The following is a 16,405-nucleotide window of genomic DNA, read 5'->3' on the forward strand; positions in this document are numbered from 1 at the left end:
GCCCGGTGCGGCTTTTTGATTCCGACCCCGCCGGCCCGGCCCGCATTCCCAAGCCCGACAAGCCCGACCTGGAATGCATGGCGGCGCTCTGCTGGCCCGACGGCCGGCCCGGCCTGCTCCTGTTTGGCTCGGGCAGCCGGCCCAACCGCGCCCGCGGCTGGTTTGTGCCCACCGAAACCGGGGCTGCGCCCGTACCCGAGGAGCAGGATTTTGCGCCACTCTACGCCCTGCTCCAGCCCCATCTGCCGCCCGGCACGGTGCTGAACCTGGAAGCCGCCGCCACTTCGGCCACGGAACTGCTGCTGTTTCAGCGCACGGTGGGCCGGGCCGACGCGGCGCTGCTGTTCCGGCTGCCGCTGGCGGCTGCGCTCGTCTTTGCGGCATCTGGTGGGCCAGCGCCCGACGTGCAGGTGCTGAAATTTCAGTTGCCCGAAATTGACGGCTGCCCGGCCGGCTTCTCCGGGGCCACGTTCGTCGATGACCTGCTGTTCGTCACGGCATCGGTCGAAAACACAACCGATGCCGTGCTCGACGGGGCCGTGCTGGGCTCCTTCATTGGCTTGGTGAACCTGGAAGCCGGCACCGGCGCCTTTGCGCGCCTGCAATGGGCCGATGGGCACGCGTACCACGGCAAAGTGGAAGGCCTGGCCGTGCGCCGTGCCCTGGCAGCCGGCCGGTGGGAATTGCTGCTGGTGACCGACGACGACATGGGTGGGAGCACCGCCGTGGTAGCAGAAGTAGCGCTGTCGCCCACAAGTTCGAGAGGGTAGTTACTCGTTGGTAGTTGCCAATGAGCTAACAACTACCAACGAGTAACTCAAGTACCACTGGGCAGCCGCAGCTCACGCAGCCAGGCAGTGGCCTCGGGCTCGGCTTCAAACAGCCGGTAAGTGAGGGAAGAATGCTGGGCCGTGCTCATCACCACGTTCAGCGCGAGGCGGGCATACTCGTTGCTGGGAATCACCACCGCGCCGTAGAGTTCATAGCCGTCGCTGGCGTTGCGAGCCAGCCAGTGGTTGGTAATCCAGTGGCTTTCTTCTTCGGTGAAGGGGGCCATGGCGCGCTGGTCGGCCAGCATTTTGTGCCAGCCGTAGCGGCGCAACAGTTGGCCGGTGTGGGTCAGAAAGGCCTGAAACGTAGCAAAATCTCGGGGGCCGGCGGCGTATTGCACCAAGGCATAGCCGTCGGGGTGTTCGAGCAAACGCCCGATGGGGTTTTCAAAATATAAACGCATGATGAATAATCCGGATAGCGTAATTTGCTGAAAATAAGGTAAAATATTCAGCTAATGCCAAGCTTATGATGCCAACTTTGGATGGGCTGTTAGTACGCGGCAATTGTGGTTTTGTTGGGCCTTTTCGCGCATTTTCCGGCCTCGGGCGTAAGTTTGTTGGCCCTGCAACAGTCTTTTGCTGTTGTAGGCGCGCGCCCAAGTATGAATTTGCTGCCCCGCTCCCAAGAAACTCTTTGTTTTCAAAATACTGCCGGCAAGCTTTTTCATAGCCAGGCGGGCTTTGTGCGGCTGGCGTGGTCCCCCGAACGGCTGACGCTGGACACCATCAAAGCATACTACGACCAAGTGCTGGCGCTGCTGCTCACCTCGGGGTCCCGGAAAATATTGTCGGACCATGGCCAGCGCGCGCCTCTCTCGGGCCCGGCCCAGCAGTGGCTCACCGAAACCTGGATTCCGCGGGCCATGACTCAGGCCCGCACCCGCCATTGCGCCATCGTGGAAGGGGCCGACCCGCTCCATCGGCTCTCCACGCAATCGGTGGTGTCGGCGGCGCCGGTCAACTTTGTGTTTCAGCGGTTTTCGACCGTGGAAGCGGCTGAAGCGTGGCTGATTGGGGTGCAGCTGTGAAGCCTGCGGGAGGCATTAGTTGATTTCGACGCTCTTTTCAGCCGCCACGGCGGCCGGGCTGGCCGGGTTGACTCGGCGGCCGCGCGGGGTTTCTTCGTCGCCGAGCAGCATGCCCCAGGGCTTGAGCGGCGGAATGCGGTCGAACACGATTTTGAGAATGGCGATGACCGGCAGGGCCAGAAACATGCCCGCCACGCCCCCAATGGCATTGCCCACCAGCACGCCCACAATGGCCACCAACGCATTAACCTTGATTTTGGAGGCCACGATGCGCGGAATCAGGTAGTGGTTGTCGATGAACTGAATGAGCATATAGGCGGCCAGCACGGCCAGCGCGTGGCCGTAGCCGGGTTGCGCCACGAAGGCCATGAGCATGGGCAGCGCGATGGCAATGAGCCCGCCGATGTAGGGAATAAAATTTAGCAATGCGCCCAGCACGCCCAGCAGCAGCGCATACGGCACCCCAATGATGAGCAGCGCCGTGGTGTTGAGCGTGGCCACGATGCTGGCTTCAATGAGCAGGCCAATCATGTAGCTCTGGATGGTGGCCTTGCTCTCGCGCAGCACTTCGGCCACGCCGCTGTCCTGGCGGTGGCCGGAAAACACTTGGGTCAGGAAATCAACCAGGCGCCGCTGGTAGAGGAAGAACAGGAAGATGTAAACCGGAATGAGCGTGGCCACCACCAGCAGCCCCGACACGGCCGAGAGCGTGCCACCCAGCAGCGACGAGGCGCGGTTGCCGGCCTCGCTCAGCCAGCCTTGCAGCTTCTGGTCGCTGATGCCGAGGCGGCTTTGCAGCCACTGGTGCACCTGGGTGGAGGTTTGGGTAAACTTGGCCTTGAACAGCGGCATCTGGCTGGAAAGCTGCGAGGCTTCCAGGTAAATAAAGTACATCAGGCCGAGCAGCGAGGCCACGCCCAGCACCACCGTGAGCGTGATGGCCAACAGCTTGGGCACCCGGTGCCGCAGCAGCCACTGCTCCACGGGGTGCAGCATGATGGCGAAAATGGCCGCGAAAAACAGCGGAAAAATAATGTCGCTGGCAATGTGTATCGTGAACACGGCCAACGCCAGGCCCAGCAGCACCAGCGGCGCTTTCACATACAGCGGAAATTGCGACTCGTGGAGTTGGCGAGGTTCGGTCATGAGCAAAGTAGCAGAGGCGGCGATGAAGTGGCTGAGCAGGCCCGCTTACGTTCGCCGGCTCCCGGCGTTGCCGGGCGGGCGCTGCCGGCGCAGGCTTACCGGGTGAAATCTTCCACCACCTGCAAAAACATGGGGGAGGGTACTTCGGCCGTTTGGCCGGTGGGGGCGAGCTGGCCCGATTGCGGGTCGACGCGGAAGGTGACCACGTTGTTGGAGTTCTGGTTGGCCACTAGCAGCAGGCGGCCCGAGGGGTCGAGGGTGAAGTTGCGGGGCGTTTTGCCCTGGGTGTCCACGTCCTGAATGGGCACCAGGGTGCCGTTGGCCGTGTCGATGGCAAACACCGCGATGCTGTTGTGGCCCCGGTTGGAAGCATACAGAAACAAGCCGCTGGGCGCTACGTGAATATCGGCGCAGGAATTCTCGCCCGTGTAGCTGGCCGGCAGCGCCGACACGGTTTGCAGCTCCCGGAACTGGCCCGTGGCCGCGTTGTAGGCCAGCGCCGTCACGGTCGAATTCAACTCATTCACCAGGTAGGCCAGCTTGCCGTTGGGGTGGAACACGAGGTGGCGCGGCCCCGCGCCGGGCTTGGCCGTAAACGCCGGTTCGGGCAGGCGCGTGAGCTGGCCCTTGGCCGGGTCGAGGCGGTAGGCGTACACGCGGTCGGTGCCCAGGTTCACGGCGAAGGCAAATTTATTGGCCGGGTCGGGGAGGAGGCAGTGGGCGTGCGGGCCGGTTTGGTTTTTGTGCGGGCCGCTGCCGGTGTGCTGGTCGGTGGTGGGCGCGCCGAGCTGGCCATCGGCCGCGATGGGCAGCAGGCTCACGTTGCCAGTCACGTAGTTGGCTACCAGGGCGGCCTTGCTGGTGTGGTCGAGGCTGATGTAACAGGGCGAGGCCCCGTTGGAAGGCTGCTGGTCGAGGAGCTTGAGGTCGCCGGTGTGCGGGTCCACGGCGAAGGCGCTGACGCCCCCGCTGACGGCGCCCCGAAACGTCTGGGTTTCGTTCACCGCATACAGGAAGCAGTGGTTCGGGGCCAAGGTCATATACGTCGGGCTGGGGCCGCCGCGCTGGGCACTCACGCGGGTGAGCGTGCCGGTAGTGGGGGAAACACGGTAAAGAAAAATCGTGCTTTCCTGCTCCGAAGCCACGTTAGTGCCCACGTACAGCAGGTAATCTTTGGTACTGCCCGTGCTGGCCACCGGCCGCACGCAGCCGGCAAATAGGGCGATGGACAGCAGGCCGGGCCCGCTGGCGGACAGAAAACGGCGGCGGGAAGAAATGGGGTGGGACATATAGCAGGCAAGGATGAAGCGCAAAAATGCAACAATTCCACTCGAAGGCACAATACCAAGAAGCATAACGGGTGGGAAAAATAGAAGTTTGGGCAAAACGAGCATCGGGATGTGCTGGCTGCCACGGCCGCCGCATCCGGCCCGTAGTTGTTACTTTGGCTCCCTCATCATCCACTCACGGCCAGCCTGCTGAAGCTGCCGCGTAACTTCCCATCCGCAATGGCAGAGCTTTCATCCGAAGTCCAAAACAAGCTAGACCTTGAAAAGCAGCGCGCCGCCGCCGCCGCTCTGCGCTGGGTGCGCGATGGCATGATTGTCGGCCTCGGCAGCGGGAGCACGGCGGCGCACTTCATCACCCAGCTTGGCGAGCGGGTGCAGGCCGGCTTGCGCGTGCAGGCCACGGCCACCTCGCGCGCCAGCGAAGACCTGGCCCGCCACGCCGGCATTCCGCTGCTGGAACCGCGCCGCGGCCTGCGCTTCGACCTGACCGTGGACGGCGCCGACGAGCTCGACCCGCACCTGCGCCTCATCAAAGGCGGTGGCGGGGCCTTGCTGCGCGAAAAAGTGCTGGCCACCGCCTCCGATTACTGGCTCATTATCGCCGACTCTTCCAAGGCCGTGGCCCAGCTCGGCCACTTTCCTCTGCCGCTGGAAGTGGTGCCCTTCGCGCTGCCCTGGGTGCTTGATGCCGTGGCGGCCCTCGGCGGCGCCCCGGTGGTGCGGCCCGACCACCAAAAGCCCTCCGAGCTGGCCCATTCCGACCAAGGCAACCTGCTGGTTGACTGCCGCTTTGAGGCAATACCGGACCCGGAACAACTGGCGGCTCAACTCCAGAATATCCCCGGTGTCGTGGAGCAGGGCCTGTTCATCGGGCTGGCGCGGGCTGCCTTAGTGGCGCAAGGCGAGCTGGTGATGGTGTGGCGGGCCGGCGCAGAGCCTGTGGCGGTGGATGGGTTCTCGAAGCTGCCGTAACAGGTAGTTAAAAGTCAAAAGGGAAGAGTTAAAATCACACACGAATTTTAATTCTTCCCTTTTGACTTTTAACTGAACCATTATCTGCGCTGAACTGGTGCCCCCTCTCCACGGGAGAGGGGGGCAGGGGATGAGGTTACGCCAGCTTCGCCGCCGCTGCCTCGTCCAGAAACCAGTGCAGTTCGCCCTTTGTGGGGGCAATCAACTGCGCGGGGTATTGCTCAATATCCCGGGCGCCATTTATTACCGACCGCACGGCGGCAGCTTTGCCGGCGCCGTACACCAGGAAGGCCACGGCGTGGGCCTGGTTTATCATTGGGGCCGTCAGGGTAATGCGGTAGGCTTGCATTTCCTCCACGAAAACCTCCTGGGCGCTGGCCGTGGCCACTTGCAGCACGGCGGTATGCGGGAACAGAGACGCCGTGTGGGAGTTGTCGCCCAGGCCCAGCAGCACTACATCGAACCGGGCCTTTTCTGAACCGAAGAAATCCTGAATGGCCGTGGTGTAGGCCTGCGCCGCCTCGGCGGGCGGCAGCAGGGTATTCACGGCGAAAACGTGCGCGGCCGGAATATGCAACGGCTCCAGCAGGGCCGTTTTGGCCATCAGGTAGTTGCTTTCCGGGTCGGTGGGAGGAACGTCACGCTCATCGCCGAAAAAGAAAAATACCTGCTGCCATTTCACTCGGTCCCGGTACGCCTCGGAGGCCAGCAGCTCGTACAGTTTCCTGGGTGAGCTGCCGCCCGACAGCGCCACGGAAAACCGGCCGCGCGCCGCAATGGCCGCGTCGGCCTGCGCCACAAAGTAGTCGGCAAGGCCGTGCAGCACGTCCTCCACCGTTGCATAAACGTGCTGGGGCATGGCTATTTCTTGGCGTTGAGGGGCAGGGAAAACCAGTGAAAGCCGTCGCGGGCGATGAGCGCCTCCGCCACTTCCGGCCCCCACGAATCGGCCGAGTAGTTGGGGAAGCTTTGGCTGGTGCGGCCCTGCCAGGAGTTCAGAATGGGCATCACCAGGTCCCAGGCCGCTTCCACCTGGTCGCCGCGCATGAACAGGGTCTGGTCGCCGAGCATGGTGTCGAGCAACAGCGTTTCGTAGGCTTCCGGGGCCTCGGCGATGTAGGTGCCTTTGTAGTCGAACACCATGTCCACGGTGTTCAGCATCATGTCGAGGCCGGGGCGCTTGGCCTGCACTTGCAGCCGAATGCTCATCTCGGGCTGAATGCTGATAATGAGGCGGTTTTGCTGCCAGCTTTCCCCCGTTTCGGGCGGGAAAACGCAGTGCGGCGCGTCCTTAAACTGGATGCTGATGATGGATGCCGAGCGGTGCAGGCGCTTGCCGGTGCGCACGTAGAACGGCACGCCCTGCCAGCGCCAGTTGTCCACGAAAAACTTCACGGCGGCGAAGGTTTCGGTGTTCGACTGCGGGTTGGCGTCTTTTTCCTCGCGGTAGCCGGGTACTTGTTTGCCCTCAATCCAGCCGGGGCCGTACTGCCCGCGCACCGCCGACTCACGCACTTCCTCGGGCGTGAAGCGGCGCATGGCGCGCAGCACGTCCACTTTGCGGTTGCGCACTTCGTCGGCGTTGAAATTGACGGGCGGTTCCATAGCCACCAGGCACAGCAGCTGCAATAGGTGGTTCTGAATCATGTCGCGCAGGGCGCCCGCGCCGTCGTAGTAGCCGCTGCGGTCGCCCACGCCCAGCTGCTCGGTCACCGAAATCTGGACGTGCTCGATGTAGTTGCGGTTCCAGAGCGGTTCCAGGATGGCGTTGGCGAAGCGGAAAGCCATGATGTTCTGCACCGTTTCCTTGCCCAGGTAGTGGTCGATGCGGTAAATCTGCTGCTCGTCGAAAATCTCTCCCAGCAGCTTATTCAGCGCCCGGGCCGACTCCAAATCATGTCCAATCGGCTTTTCGATGACGATGCGCGTGCACTCGGGGTCGGCTGCCAGCTTGCTCTTGGCCAGGTTGGTGGCGATAATCGGGAAGAACTCGGGGGCCACTGCCAGGTAATAAATCACGTTGGCTTTGGTGCTCCATTCCTTTTCCAGGTGCGCGATGTGCCCGGCGAAGGCCTGGTAGGTATCGGCGTTTTTTACGTCGGCCACCTGGTAATAAATGTGCGGAGCGAAGGTGGTCCAGGTGGCAGGCTTGGCTTTGCCATTACGCGAAAACTGGTTGATGTCAGCCAGCAGCTTTTCCTGGAAAGCCTGGTCGGTGAGCTCGGTGCGGCCCGTGCCGATGATGGCAAACTGCTCGGGCAGCCAGCCATCCAAAAACAAGTTGTAGAGCGCCGGGGCCAGCTTGCGGGCGTTCAAATCCCCGGTACCGCCGAAGATGACGAAGATGGTCGGCTGATTATTTTTCGGGCTATTCATGCCAGTGGGGTGCTTTGCGAATGAGAGGTGATGCCGATGCGGGGGAGGCTATTTGTTCGGCGTGACGGGCTTCTCCGTTTTGTGCTCCTGGCCAACTTCCACGTCTTTCTTGTTGGCTGCGTCCTCGTGCTCCGGCGTCCACTGCGTGTGGAAAACGCCCTCTTTGCCAATCAGCTCGTAGGTGTGTGCCCCAAAATAATCGCGTTGGGCCTGAATCAGGTTCGACGGCATGCGCGCCGTGCGGAACGTATCGAAGTAGCTCAGCGAGGCCATGTAGCCGGGCAGGGCCAGGCCCGCCGTGGCGGCGGCGGCTACTACGGCCCGGGAGCCCGGTGCGGCCTCGTTCACCAGTTTCTGCACCTGCCCATCGAGCAGCAAATGCCCCAAATCGGGCGTGCCTTTGTAGGCGTTGAAAATCTCGTTCAGGAAGCCCGAGCGGATGATGCAGCCGCCGCGCCAGATTTTAGCAATTTCGGCCAGCTGCAAGTCGTAGTTGTAATCCTTCGAAGCCTTGGTCAGCAGCTGCATTCCTTGTGCGTAGGTGATGACCATGCTGAAGTAAAACGCCTGCTCCAGCTGCGCCAGAAAGGCACCGTGCTCCACCGGCAGCGCCCCGGCCGCTGGGCCGTACAGGCCCGCCAGCTGCTCGCGCAAGGCTTTATACTTGGATAAATCGCGCATGGCCACGGCCGTGTCGATGGTCGGAATCGGCAGCTCCAAATCCATCGCCACCTGCGAAGTCCACTTGCCCGTGCCTTTGGAGCGAGCCTCGTCCTTGATGTCGTCGAGCAGCAAATGGTCGGTATCCGGCGCGATGTAGCCGAAAATATCCTTGGTAATATCGAGCAGAAAAGACTGCAGGCGGCCCGCGTTCCATTGCGTAAACACCTGGCCGATGGCGGCGTTATCCAGGCCCAGGCCGGTTTTCAGCACCGCGTAGGTTTCGGCAATGAGCTGCATCAGGCCGTATTCGATGCCGTTGTGCACCATTTTCACAAAGTGGCCGGCCGCGCCGGGGCCGATGTACGTCACGCACGGCTCATTGTCTACGCGGGCCGCGATGGCTTCAAACATGGGCTGCACCACCTGATAAGCCTGCTTATCGCCGCCGGGCATCATGCTGGGGCCGAAGCGGGCGCCTTCCTCGCCGCCGCTCACGCCCATGCCAAAGAAGTGGAAGCCCTCGGCTTCCAGGGCCTTGGCCCGGCGCTCGGTGTCGGTGAAGTGGGAATTGCCGCCGTCGATGATGATGTCGCCGGGGGAAAGCAAAGGCCGCAGCTCGTCAATCACGCTGTCGACAATCTTGCCGGCAGGCACCAGCATCATCACCGAGCGCGGCGTTTGCAGACTGCTGATGAAAGGAGCCAGCTCGGCAAAGCCTTCCACGGGCTTGCCGGCGCCTTCCTTGCCCAGCAGGGCCACTTTGTCGGCGTCTTTGTCGTAGCCAGCCACGGCGAAGTTGTGGTCGGCCAAATTCAGCAGCAGGTTGCGGCCCATGGTGCCGAGGCCAATCATGCCAAAGGAATGCTTAGAGGGGGTTGCGTTCATCGGAGGTCGAGTTTGTGGGGCTTGGTTCTGGTGCAGAAAACGAATTCCGGCAGAAAAGAGAGGAGTTGCCGGGAAAGTTTTGGCAAGGTCGGGATAGTTTTTTAGGATGCGCTGCGGGCGGCACCCAAAAAAACGCCCCCGCGGCGCCAGGCTGCGGGGGCGTTTGCCGTGCCGTGGGGCTTGCCCGCGCCAGTGGCTTACCGCTTGGCCAGGGCGTCCAGGTCGAGGTTCCGGGCCACCGACTTCACCAAGTCCGTGTTGTCCTGCCCCGAAGCCTCCACGGTGGCCAGAAACCGGTCGCCGATGCCCATTACCACGGTGGCTTTGTGCTCCTTCTTGTCGAGCGTTTCCATGCCTTTCACACCGGTTTTATCCAGCTTGAGGCCGCGGGTGAGCTGGTTGTCGTCTTCCATCTCCAGGCCCGAATTCATCATGGCCGTGGCCCCCATGAAGAGCGGCGCGGCGCTGTTGTAGTCCACCAGGGCCACGCTCAGGGTCTGGTCGCCCTTCTTGTATTTCTGCGAAGCGGTCGACATGTGCATATTGGCCATGTTGGTGCTTTGGCCTTCGGGGCCGCCGTCGGCGGTGTAGCCGGCCGGACTGGCGGGCAGGTACTTCTGCAGCTCCTTATAGTTGAGGGCCAGCGTGTCGCCCCGCTGCTTCCGTTCTTCCTGGCGCGACTGGGCGGCCTGCATGCTGTTCGACATTTCTTTGGCCGCCTTGGTGGTGGTGGCAATGGCGCTGTAGGCGTTTTTGGCTTCTTGGGCTTGCTCGCAGCCGGCCATGGCCAAGGAAGCGCACGCCGCACAAACGGAGAGGAAGTGTTTCATACTTGAGTCGAAGGGGGAGAAAGGCGGGTTTTTATTTGTGAAAACAAATATAAAATTATTTTATAATGATTGAGGCCCGAATGGGCTTCCTGTAAAAGTGAGCAACCCCAACTTCACAGCAATTCAAGAACGGCGGGACGGCCAAAAAATGAGGCAAATCACAACAGGAATCGGCTCCAAAGATGGAGTAAAAATGAATTGTACCTATTCAGCTTTACTCATAAAACATTCATTGCATGAAGCTTAATCTTGCAAAAAACTTGTTTGCCTACCATTTCAAATCGGGACGAATTGGAGGAACAGCAGTCGCCAATAAGCGCGGTCAAGGACTGCCGCCGTATCGCTGCCGCTGCTGATTGCTCCCCGAAGAAAAACCATTGCCATGCCGCTTTTTACTCGCCAACCTGCTGAAATAGTAGAAGCTACTCAGTGGCTTCCGGGGCTGCGCATCGCCGGGCTTTCCGGCGAAGAATCCGGTCATCCGGGAGGTGGGGGGCTGTTGCCCAGCCCGCCCCATGCCTACCTGGCCACCCGGCACGGGCGGTTTACCGTGTTTGCCGGCGACTGGGTAATCACGGAGCCCACCGGCGAAATGTACGTCTGCAGGGACGACCTTTTTCATCGCCACTACATTCCCCTCGAAGGCACCGCCGGCCAACCACTGGTTGGTCAGGGCTTAAACTGAGCAAGTTCGCTTTCTGCCCGTCTTGGTAACTAAGGAGTAATATCTTAGCTCCGAATTTTCGGAAAAGGCTGAGCAGCCACAGAAGGCAGGTTGGCTGCCTTGGTATCGCGTCGTGGCTGGTTTGGGAGTGGCACCGGTCAGGTGCCCAATTGACCGTATAGCTTCCCACACCGCCGTGGCCGGCAGCTGGAGCAGCCGCCTGCTTCGAGGGCGGCAAACGCCACACCGCATGGTAGCAGTTTAGTTCAAGGGCGGCACGCAAATTCGCTGCCTGTTTGAATTACATACAAAGCCGGTTGATTCCTGCTTTCTTCCGGCTCATGGCCCTGGGACCTTTGTATTGCGTATTCTAACCCGCACCAACGCAGTACAAACCTTTCCAGCATCATGAGCGAACAAGCAAAAACCCCGGCCATTCCAGCTACTAAGCAGGCTCCGGCCGAGTATTTTACCGGCGGCACCGCTTGGGTGACCATGGTGGTAGAGGGCAACCCCACGGATTGTACGGTGGGCGATGTCACCTTCGAGCCCGGCACGCGCAACAACTGGCATTCGCACCCGAGCGGCCAGATTCTGGTCGTGACCGCCGGGGTGGGCTACTATCAGGAGCAGGGCCAGCCAGCCCGTCTGCTGCGCCCCGGCGATGCCGTGAGCATTGCCCCCGGCGTGGTGCATTGGCACGGGGCCTCCGCCACCAGCATTTTCACCCACTACGCCATTAACCCCGGCGTCAGCAAAGGCGTGGCGGACTGGGGTGCCCCCGTCACCGACGAAGAATACCAGGCGGCGCAGGCCTAGTACCCGGGCCCCGCGCCATGGAAAACGCCCGCATTTGCTCAACGGCATTAGCCGTTTGGCTCCTGTTTTTTTACTCCCTATGAATGCACAACCCAAGGTCTCACAAACCGAATCGCTGACGGACCGGGAGCAATCCATCGTCACCATTTCGGCTTTCACGGCCAAAGGTGATTTGCCCTATCTCCATAAAGCCGTAGCCGACGGCCTAGAGGCCGGCCTGACGGTGAACGAGGCGAAAGAAGTGCTGGTGCTGCTCTCTGCCTACTGCGGCTTTCCCCGCAGCCTCAACGGCATCAGCACGTTGATGAAAGTGCTGGACGGGCGCAAGGCCAGGGGCATTCAGGACGCAATGGGCAAAGCCGCCGCGCCCATCACCAGCACCGCGCCCAAGTATGAGAGCGCGGCAAGCAGGTACTGGAAACCCTCACCGGCCAACCCAAAACCGGCCCCAACGCCTTCAGCCCGGAAATTGACGTGTTTCTGAAGGAACACCTGTTCGCCGACCATGTCGAACGAGCTATCAGGACCGGGAACTGGCCACTATATCGGTACTCGTAAGCCTGGGCGGCGTCGAGCCCAGGCTGCAAGCCCATTTGGGCATGGGCATGAACATTGGGCTCACGGAGCCGCAACTCCGGCAGTTCCTCTCCCTGGAGGAGGCCAGTATCGGCAAAAAGCCGCCGATGCCGGCCGCGTAGTCCTGACGAGAGTGCTCGATGCAAGCAAAAAACAACGTCTACTTCCCATGTAAACGAAAGCACTCTGCCTGGGCTTCATGTTGCTCACCGCTTGGCTGTTGGCTTTAATGGCAGGTGGCAGCGCGGCCGCTCAGCCAAGCAACCAGGTGGTGCATCTGGCGAAGCTCGAAATCTACCCGGCGCAGCTGGAAAGCTACCAGGCGGCGCTGAAGGAGGGGATTAAAACGGCCTTGCGCGTCGAACCCGGTGTACTGACTTTATACCCAGTGGCGGACAGAGCGAATCCCACGCGCATCACAATTCTGGAAATATATGCCAGCCCGGCGGCCTACAAGGCACATTTGCAAACGCCTCACTTCCTGAAGTATAAGAACGGCACCAAGGTAATGGTCAAGTCGCTCGAACTCGTTGAAACTGTGCCCCTGCTGCCTGGCACGAAGGTGAAGTGATAAAAAAAGCGGCCTGAGCATTAGAACCCCGATTGGCCCGAACGCAAAAAAGCCTCAAAAACTGCATCTGTTGCCAGATTTACAGCTTTTGAGGCTTGATTTGTGGGTGGTCGTTAGACCTTCCTAGTACCCGGAGCCGGAATGCGACCGATTGATATAAGTTATTGTAAATAAGTAAATAGGGCAGGGGTGATTATCTGTTGGGGACAGAATTGGGGCCATTTTCCTCCAAATGTCGCCGCACCTCTCCCCGGTCCAGGCCCAACAGGTCAAATACCTGCCACAGCCGTTCGGCCGTGACGTCGGGCGTGCTGGGGATGTAGGTTGACAAATACCCGCGCACCATCCACAGCTCCGTAATATCCGCAGCCGGCAACTCGTAGGGGAGCACGCTGACGTTGTCGGAGTACAGCGTCACCATTCTGTCCACGTCCGTAATGCGTGCCCGCAGGCGTTTGAGCATCACGCTTTCGCTCGTTACCACCACGTACATGCGGCCCGGCTGCAGCAGGTCCCACCGCTCCACCACCGAGCATATCACGAAATCGCCGTGGTTAATCAGCGGCAGCATACTGTCGCCTTCCACCTCAAAGGCCCGGTAAGTGGCATTACTAAAACCCGGCAAACGGAACTGCTGGAGCTGCCGCAGAAACACCGGCTCATTGTGCTGCCGCGTGTAGCCCGCCTGCGCCATTACGGGCACACTGGTAATGTTCTCATCGCCCGCCGCATCCACCGTCACGGCCAGCACCCGCCCGAAGCCGTGCACGGCATGGCCCGGCCCGGCCCCCAGCACCCGCGTTGCTGTAGCACCGCCGCCGGCGCTCCGCAGCATCGGCCCCTCGCCCAACGTCAGCCACGCGGGCGATAGGTCCGGCCACTTGGTTAAAAAGTCCACGAGAGTAGGAAGGGAAGGCTCCGAACCTTTCAGAATACTGTAAAGCTTGCTCGTCGTATTGTAGCCAAGGGCCTTCGTCGCACTACTGGCATTCAGGCCGTAATGGTCAAAAACCTCCTGTACCCGCTGAACGACAGGAGGCAGGTTTTCTGTTTCATTGTCAGAGATTTCCATGTTACTTCCTGTTTTATTGTACTTGTTGTGTTGAAATAGGCGTATGTTTGTGCAGAATAATGCGCGAATTGTTTTGCAATATACAACTCAAACAGGAAACAACATGGAACAAAACGAGAAAGAGCCTACGCCATTGCAGCTTGTACTGCAAAAACTGGGAGCTAAGAACACCGTAGTGCAAGAAACCCTGGCCAAGCTGTCCGACGCTGGCATCAAAGTCAGCCGCAGCACCATCTACCAGGCCATTGCCGGCAGCAACACGCGGCCGGAGGTTGCCGAAACGTTCATGCAGGTGGCCGAAGCCGAGTTTACGCGCCGCCGCGAGCTGGCCGAGCGTGCTCGCCAACTGATAGCCGAAGCGTAGTCATGCAGCCCGCCATCATCATGCAGGCCGCAGATTTTGCCGAGTTGGTGGGCCGCATCACCAAGCTCGAAGCAGCCGAGCAGGCCCGCACCCTGGCCACCACCACCGCCCCCGACGAAGTGTTGAGCACCGCCCGCGCCGCCGAGTACATCGGCCTGAGCGCAGATGCCCTGCTACGCGCCCGCCGCGCCGGCCGCATCCAGGGCGTGCGCCTCAATGAGAAGGATTGGGGATTCAGCACGTCGGCGCTCGATAAATACCCACGCCGAGGACACCGCGCCGCCGCATGAGCCAGGTCGTCATCTCCCTTTTTGACCACTCCGGCCGCTTCGTCGAGCCGTGGGCCGCCGCCGGCTACACCTGCTACTGCGTCGACGTGCAGCACCCCGCCGGCGAAACGTGGATGGGCAATGTCTGCCTGGTCGGCGGCGACGTGCGCCATTTCGCCCCGCCCCCCGGCCCCATCGCATTCGTCGCCGCTTTCCCACCCTGCACCGACCTGAGCAACGCCGGCGCGCACCTGTTCCGGGTGAAAGGCCTGCGGGCGCTGGCCGCCGCCCTCGACCTGGTGGGCACCGCCGCCGACCTCTGCGAACGCCTGGGCGCGCCCTACTTCATCGAAAACCCCAAGGGCCAGCTGCGCCACTACTGGCGCGAGCCCGAGCACCGGTTCAGCCCCTGCGAATACGCCGGCTGGCTGGCCAACCCCACCGAGGAAGCCTACACCAAGCACACCTGCCTCTGGACCGGCCACGGCTTCCAGATGCCGGAGAAGCGCCCCGTCTTTCCCATTCACGGCTCCATGGTCGACAAAGTACCCGGCTCAAAGAACCGCGCCAATATCCGCAGCCTGACCCCGCGAGGGTTTGCCGCCGCGGTATTCACCACCCACCACCAAATACTCCTAACCCCATGAGCACCGAGCTTACCCCCGTCGTCGGCCCTGCCGGGTACGACCCCCAGGCCCCGAAGTCCCTTCTCACCATTCAGAAGGCCACCGTCAAAAAGCAGTTGCTGGCCGCTGAGTTCAGCGAGCAGCTCGACCTGCAGAGCAAGCCCCGCGAGTTCACGATGCAGGGCACCGAATTGGTACACCCCGACCTGGAAGCCCGCTTTGCCCAACTCGTGCCCCATTTCTGCCTCCTGACCGAGCAGCTGGACGAGCGCACCACCGAGCTAAGTTTCTGGCCTGAGCTGGGCGGCGAGTTGCCGGAGCACTTCGACAGCTACGGCGTTACCGGCCTCATCATCGGCAAGAAGGACGGCGTGACCCTGATGGGCTTCCGCCAGCTCGAAAGCGGCAAGGTGCTCAACCTGACCGGCCAGTACGTCAGCTTTGCCGAAACGTCCGAGGAGTTCGAAGAATCCGACTCCTGGCACTACCCCCATACCGACGACCTGAAAGCGCTGGTAGGGGAGGCCCTGGCCGAAATTGACGCGGCCCTGCGCGGCAAGTGCAGCGAGGCCGGCCGCCAGCTCGATATGTTCCGGCAGCCCCAGGCCGGTGAGATGGAAATGGGCGAGGTATTCAAGGAAAAGCCCGCGAAAAGCCCGAAAGCCGAGAAGCTGCCAACCTCCGACGAATTGCGCGAGCAGGTGATGGGTGAAATGGGGGCAGTAGCCAAAGCCGCCGCCCTACCGGGTACGACCCTGCCGGGCACGGCCCCTAAGCGCAAAGCCAAACGCAACCCAGCGGAGTAGTGAGCCAGCCCCTTGAACTACGTCCAGCACACCCGCGCCGCCCACGAACGGCTGCTCACCAACCCCGGGAGCCGCCCGCACCATTTCACGCTCTACTGGGCGCTGTTCTTCGAGTGGAACAGCGCCCGGTTTCCGGATGCCCTGCCGCTTGACCGGGAGCGGCTGATGGTGGCGGCCAGAATCGGCAACCGCGACACCTACACCGCCACCCTGCGCACCCTCGAAACCTTCGGCCTGCTCACCTACCAACCCAGCCACAGCGCCAACGGCAGCCAGGTCCGGATGGTAGAGCTAGGGGCCGAGGTTGCCGCACAAGTGGGCCAACCCAAAGCCGGAGGTTGCCGCACAAGTGAGCCAACCAAAAAGCACGAGGTTGCCGCACAAGTGAGCCAACCGGTTGCCGCACAACTGGGGCAACCCAGCCCCGAGGTTGCCGCACAAGTGAGCCAACACTCCTTATTAGTTAAAACAGTTGATATAAACAGTGATGTAAACAGCGCCGCAGCACCTGAAAAAAAAAAGAGGGGAGGGGCTTTCCAACGACGGGCTTTCAAGTGCGGAAGTCCTCGACGACACCGCCCCGCCCGACGGTGCAGTACCGAGCCCAGGCGCAGCC

At 61.5% G+C, this 16,405-nt stretch carries 20 protein-coding genes; 11 read left to right on the forward strand and 9 right to left on the reverse strand.

Annotation, left to right across the window (positions count from 1 at the left end; genetic code table 11):
* Positions 1-770 (forward strand): DUF6929 family protein (locus tag J4G38_RS23130; protein WP_226163726.1); only part of this gene is annotated, 770 nt, incomplete at its 5' end.
* 47 nt (positions 771-817) lie between these two features.
* On the opposite strand, the gene J4G38_RS23135 is transcribed toward J4G38_RS23130, so the two are convergent.
* Both J4G38_RS23135 and J4G38_RS23140 read right to left on the reverse strand, forming a co-directional pair.
* Positions 818-1,234: a hypothetical protein gene (locus J4G38_RS23135; protein ID WP_210521355.1), complete on the reverse strand. Its 417-nt coding sequence runs from the start codon at positions 1,232-1,234 to the stop codon at positions 818-820.
* A 63-nt stretch (positions 1,235-1,297) separates the two neighbouring features.
* Positions 1,298-1,501 (reverse strand): hypothetical protein, encoded by a 204-nt coding sequence (locus J4G38_RS23140; protein ID WP_210521354.1) that lies wholly within the window; start codon positions 1,499-1,501, stop codon positions 1,298-1,300.
* Positions 1,502-1,516: 15 nt separating this feature from the next.
* On the opposite strand from J4G38_RS23140, the gene J4G38_RS23145 reads away from it, so the two are divergent.
* A complete protein-coding gene (locus tag J4G38_RS23145) occupies positions 1,517-1,861 on the forward strand; it encodes a hypothetical protein (RefSeq protein ID WP_210521353.1) in 345 nt (114 codons plus the stop codon).
* A gap of 15 nt (positions 1,862-1,876) precedes the next feature.
* Here the strand turns inward: J4G38_RS23145 and J4G38_RS23150 are convergent, their stop codons facing one another.
* Positions 1,877-3,007: an AI-2E family transporter gene (locus J4G38_RS23150; protein WP_210521352.1), complete on the reverse strand. Its 1,131-nt coding sequence runs from the start codon at positions 3,005-3,007 to the stop codon at positions 1,877-1,879.
* Between the two features lie 95 nt (positions 3,008-3,102).
* Entirely contained in the window at positions 3,103-4,296 is a 1,194-nt protein-coding gene (locus tag J4G38_RS23155; protein ID WP_210521351.1) for a lactonase family protein, read from the reverse strand.
* A gap of 219 nt (positions 4,297-4,515) precedes the next feature.
* Between J4G38_RS23155 and rpiA the strand changes: the two genes are divergently transcribed.
* Positions 4,516-5,268 carry a ribose-5-phosphate isomerase RpiA gene (gene rpiA, locus J4G38_RS23160; protein ID WP_210521350.1) on the forward strand — a complete coding sequence of 251 codons (753 nt, stop codon included), beginning with the start codon at positions 4,516-4,518 and terminating at the stop codon, positions 5,266-5,268.
* 136 nt (positions 5,269-5,404) lie between these two features.
* Here the strand turns inward: rpiA and pgl are convergent, their stop codons facing one another.
* From pgl to J4G38_RS23180, 4 genes are all read right to left on the reverse strand, one after another.
* Entirely contained in the window at positions 5,405-6,127 is a 723-nt protein-coding gene (gene pgl, locus J4G38_RS23165; protein ID WP_210521349.1) for a 6-phosphogluconolactonase, read from the reverse strand.
* A 2-nt stretch (positions 6,128-6,129) separates the two neighbouring features.
* Positions 6,130-7,644: a glucose-6-phosphate dehydrogenase gene (zwf, locus tag J4G38_RS23170; RefSeq protein WP_210521348.1), complete on the reverse strand. Its 1,515-nt coding sequence runs from the start codon at positions 7,642-7,644 to the stop codon at positions 6,130-6,132.
* A gap of 48 nt (positions 7,645-7,692) precedes the next feature.
* Positions 7,693-9,192 (reverse strand): NADP-dependent phosphogluconate dehydrogenase, encoded by a 1,500-nt coding sequence (gndA, locus tag J4G38_RS23175; protein ID WP_226163728.1) that lies wholly within the window; start codon positions 9,190-9,192, stop codon positions 7,693-7,695.
* Positions 9,193-9,389: 197 nt separating this feature from the next.
* Complete coding sequence (locus J4G38_RS23180; RefSeq protein ID WP_210521347.1) at positions 9,390-10,022, reverse strand: hypothetical protein; 633 nt, start codon at positions 10,020-10,022, stop codon at positions 9,390-9,392.
* A 382-nt stretch (positions 10,023-10,404) separates the two neighbouring features.
* Here J4G38_RS23180 and J4G38_RS23185 point away from each other — a divergent pair, with 382 nt between their 5' ends.
* The 4 genes from J4G38_RS23185 (at position 10,405) to J4G38_RS23205 (ending at position 12,652) form a co-directional block, all read left to right on the forward strand.
* Complete coding sequence (locus J4G38_RS23185) at positions 10,405-10,707, forward strand: hypothetical protein (RefSeq protein WP_210521346.1); 303 nt, start codon at positions 10,405-10,407, stop codon at positions 10,705-10,707.
* A gap of 387 nt (positions 10,708-11,094) precedes the next feature.
* Positions 11,095-11,505, forward strand: a complete 411-nt coding sequence (locus J4G38_RS23190) for a cupin domain-containing protein (protein WP_210521345.1) — start codon at positions 11,095-11,097, stop codon at positions 11,503-11,505.
* A 79-nt stretch (positions 11,506-11,584) separates the two neighbouring features.
* Positions 11,585-11,989 carry a carboxymuconolactone decarboxylase family protein gene (locus tag J4G38_RS23195; protein WP_210521344.1) on the forward strand — a complete coding sequence of 135 codons (405 nt, stop codon included), beginning with the start codon at positions 11,585-11,587 and terminating at the stop codon, positions 11,987-11,989.
* Between the two features lie 291 nt (positions 11,990-12,280).
* Entirely contained in the window at positions 12,281-12,652 is a 372-nt protein-coding gene (locus J4G38_RS23205; RefSeq protein WP_210521343.1) for a putative quinol monooxygenase, read from the forward strand.
* A gap of 193 nt (positions 12,653-12,845) precedes the next feature.
* On the opposite strand, the gene J4G38_RS23210 is transcribed toward J4G38_RS23205, so the two are convergent.
* A complete protein-coding gene (locus tag J4G38_RS23210) occupies positions 12,846-13,550 on the reverse strand; it encodes a S24 family peptidase (RefSeq protein ID WP_226163730.1) in 705 nt (234 codons plus the stop codon).
* Between the two features lie 277 nt (positions 13,551-13,827).
* Between J4G38_RS23210 and J4G38_RS23215 the strand changes: the two genes are divergently transcribed.
* Genes J4G38_RS23215 through J4G38_RS23230 form a run of 4 tightly spaced genes read left to right on the forward strand, consistent with a single transcriptional unit; the run spans position 13,828 to position 15,789 of the window.
* On the forward strand, positions 13,828-14,088 hold the full coding sequence (locus J4G38_RS23215; RefSeq protein ID WP_210521341.1) for a hypothetical protein: 261 nt from the start codon (positions 13,828-13,830) through the stop codon (positions 14,086-14,088).
* Positions 14,089-14,090: 2 nt separating this feature from the next.
* A complete protein-coding gene (locus J4G38_RS23220) occupies positions 14,091-14,378 on the forward strand; it encodes a DNA-binding protein (protein ID WP_210521340.1) in 288 nt (95 codons plus the stop codon).
* The gene (locus tag J4G38_RS23225) at positions 14,375-15,004 is read left to right on the forward strand and encodes a hypothetical protein (protein ID WP_210521339.1); all 630 of its coding nucleotides are present in this window, start codon (positions 14,375-14,377) and stop codon (positions 15,002-15,004) included. Before J4G38_RS23220 ends, J4G38_RS23225 begins: the two co-directional genes overlap by 4 nt.
* A complete protein-coding gene (locus tag J4G38_RS23230; RefSeq protein ID WP_210521338.1) occupies positions 15,001-15,789 on the forward strand; it encodes a hypothetical protein in 789 nt (262 codons plus the stop codon). The genes J4G38_RS23225 and J4G38_RS23230 overlap by 4 nt, the downstream gene beginning before the upstream one ends.
* Positions 15,790-16,405 lie beyond the last annotated feature (616 nt).

The organism is Hymenobacter terricola (assembly GCF_017921975.2).
GTDB lineage: Bacteria > Bacteroidota > Bacteroidia > Cytophagales > Hymenobacteraceae > Hymenobacter > Hymenobacter terricola.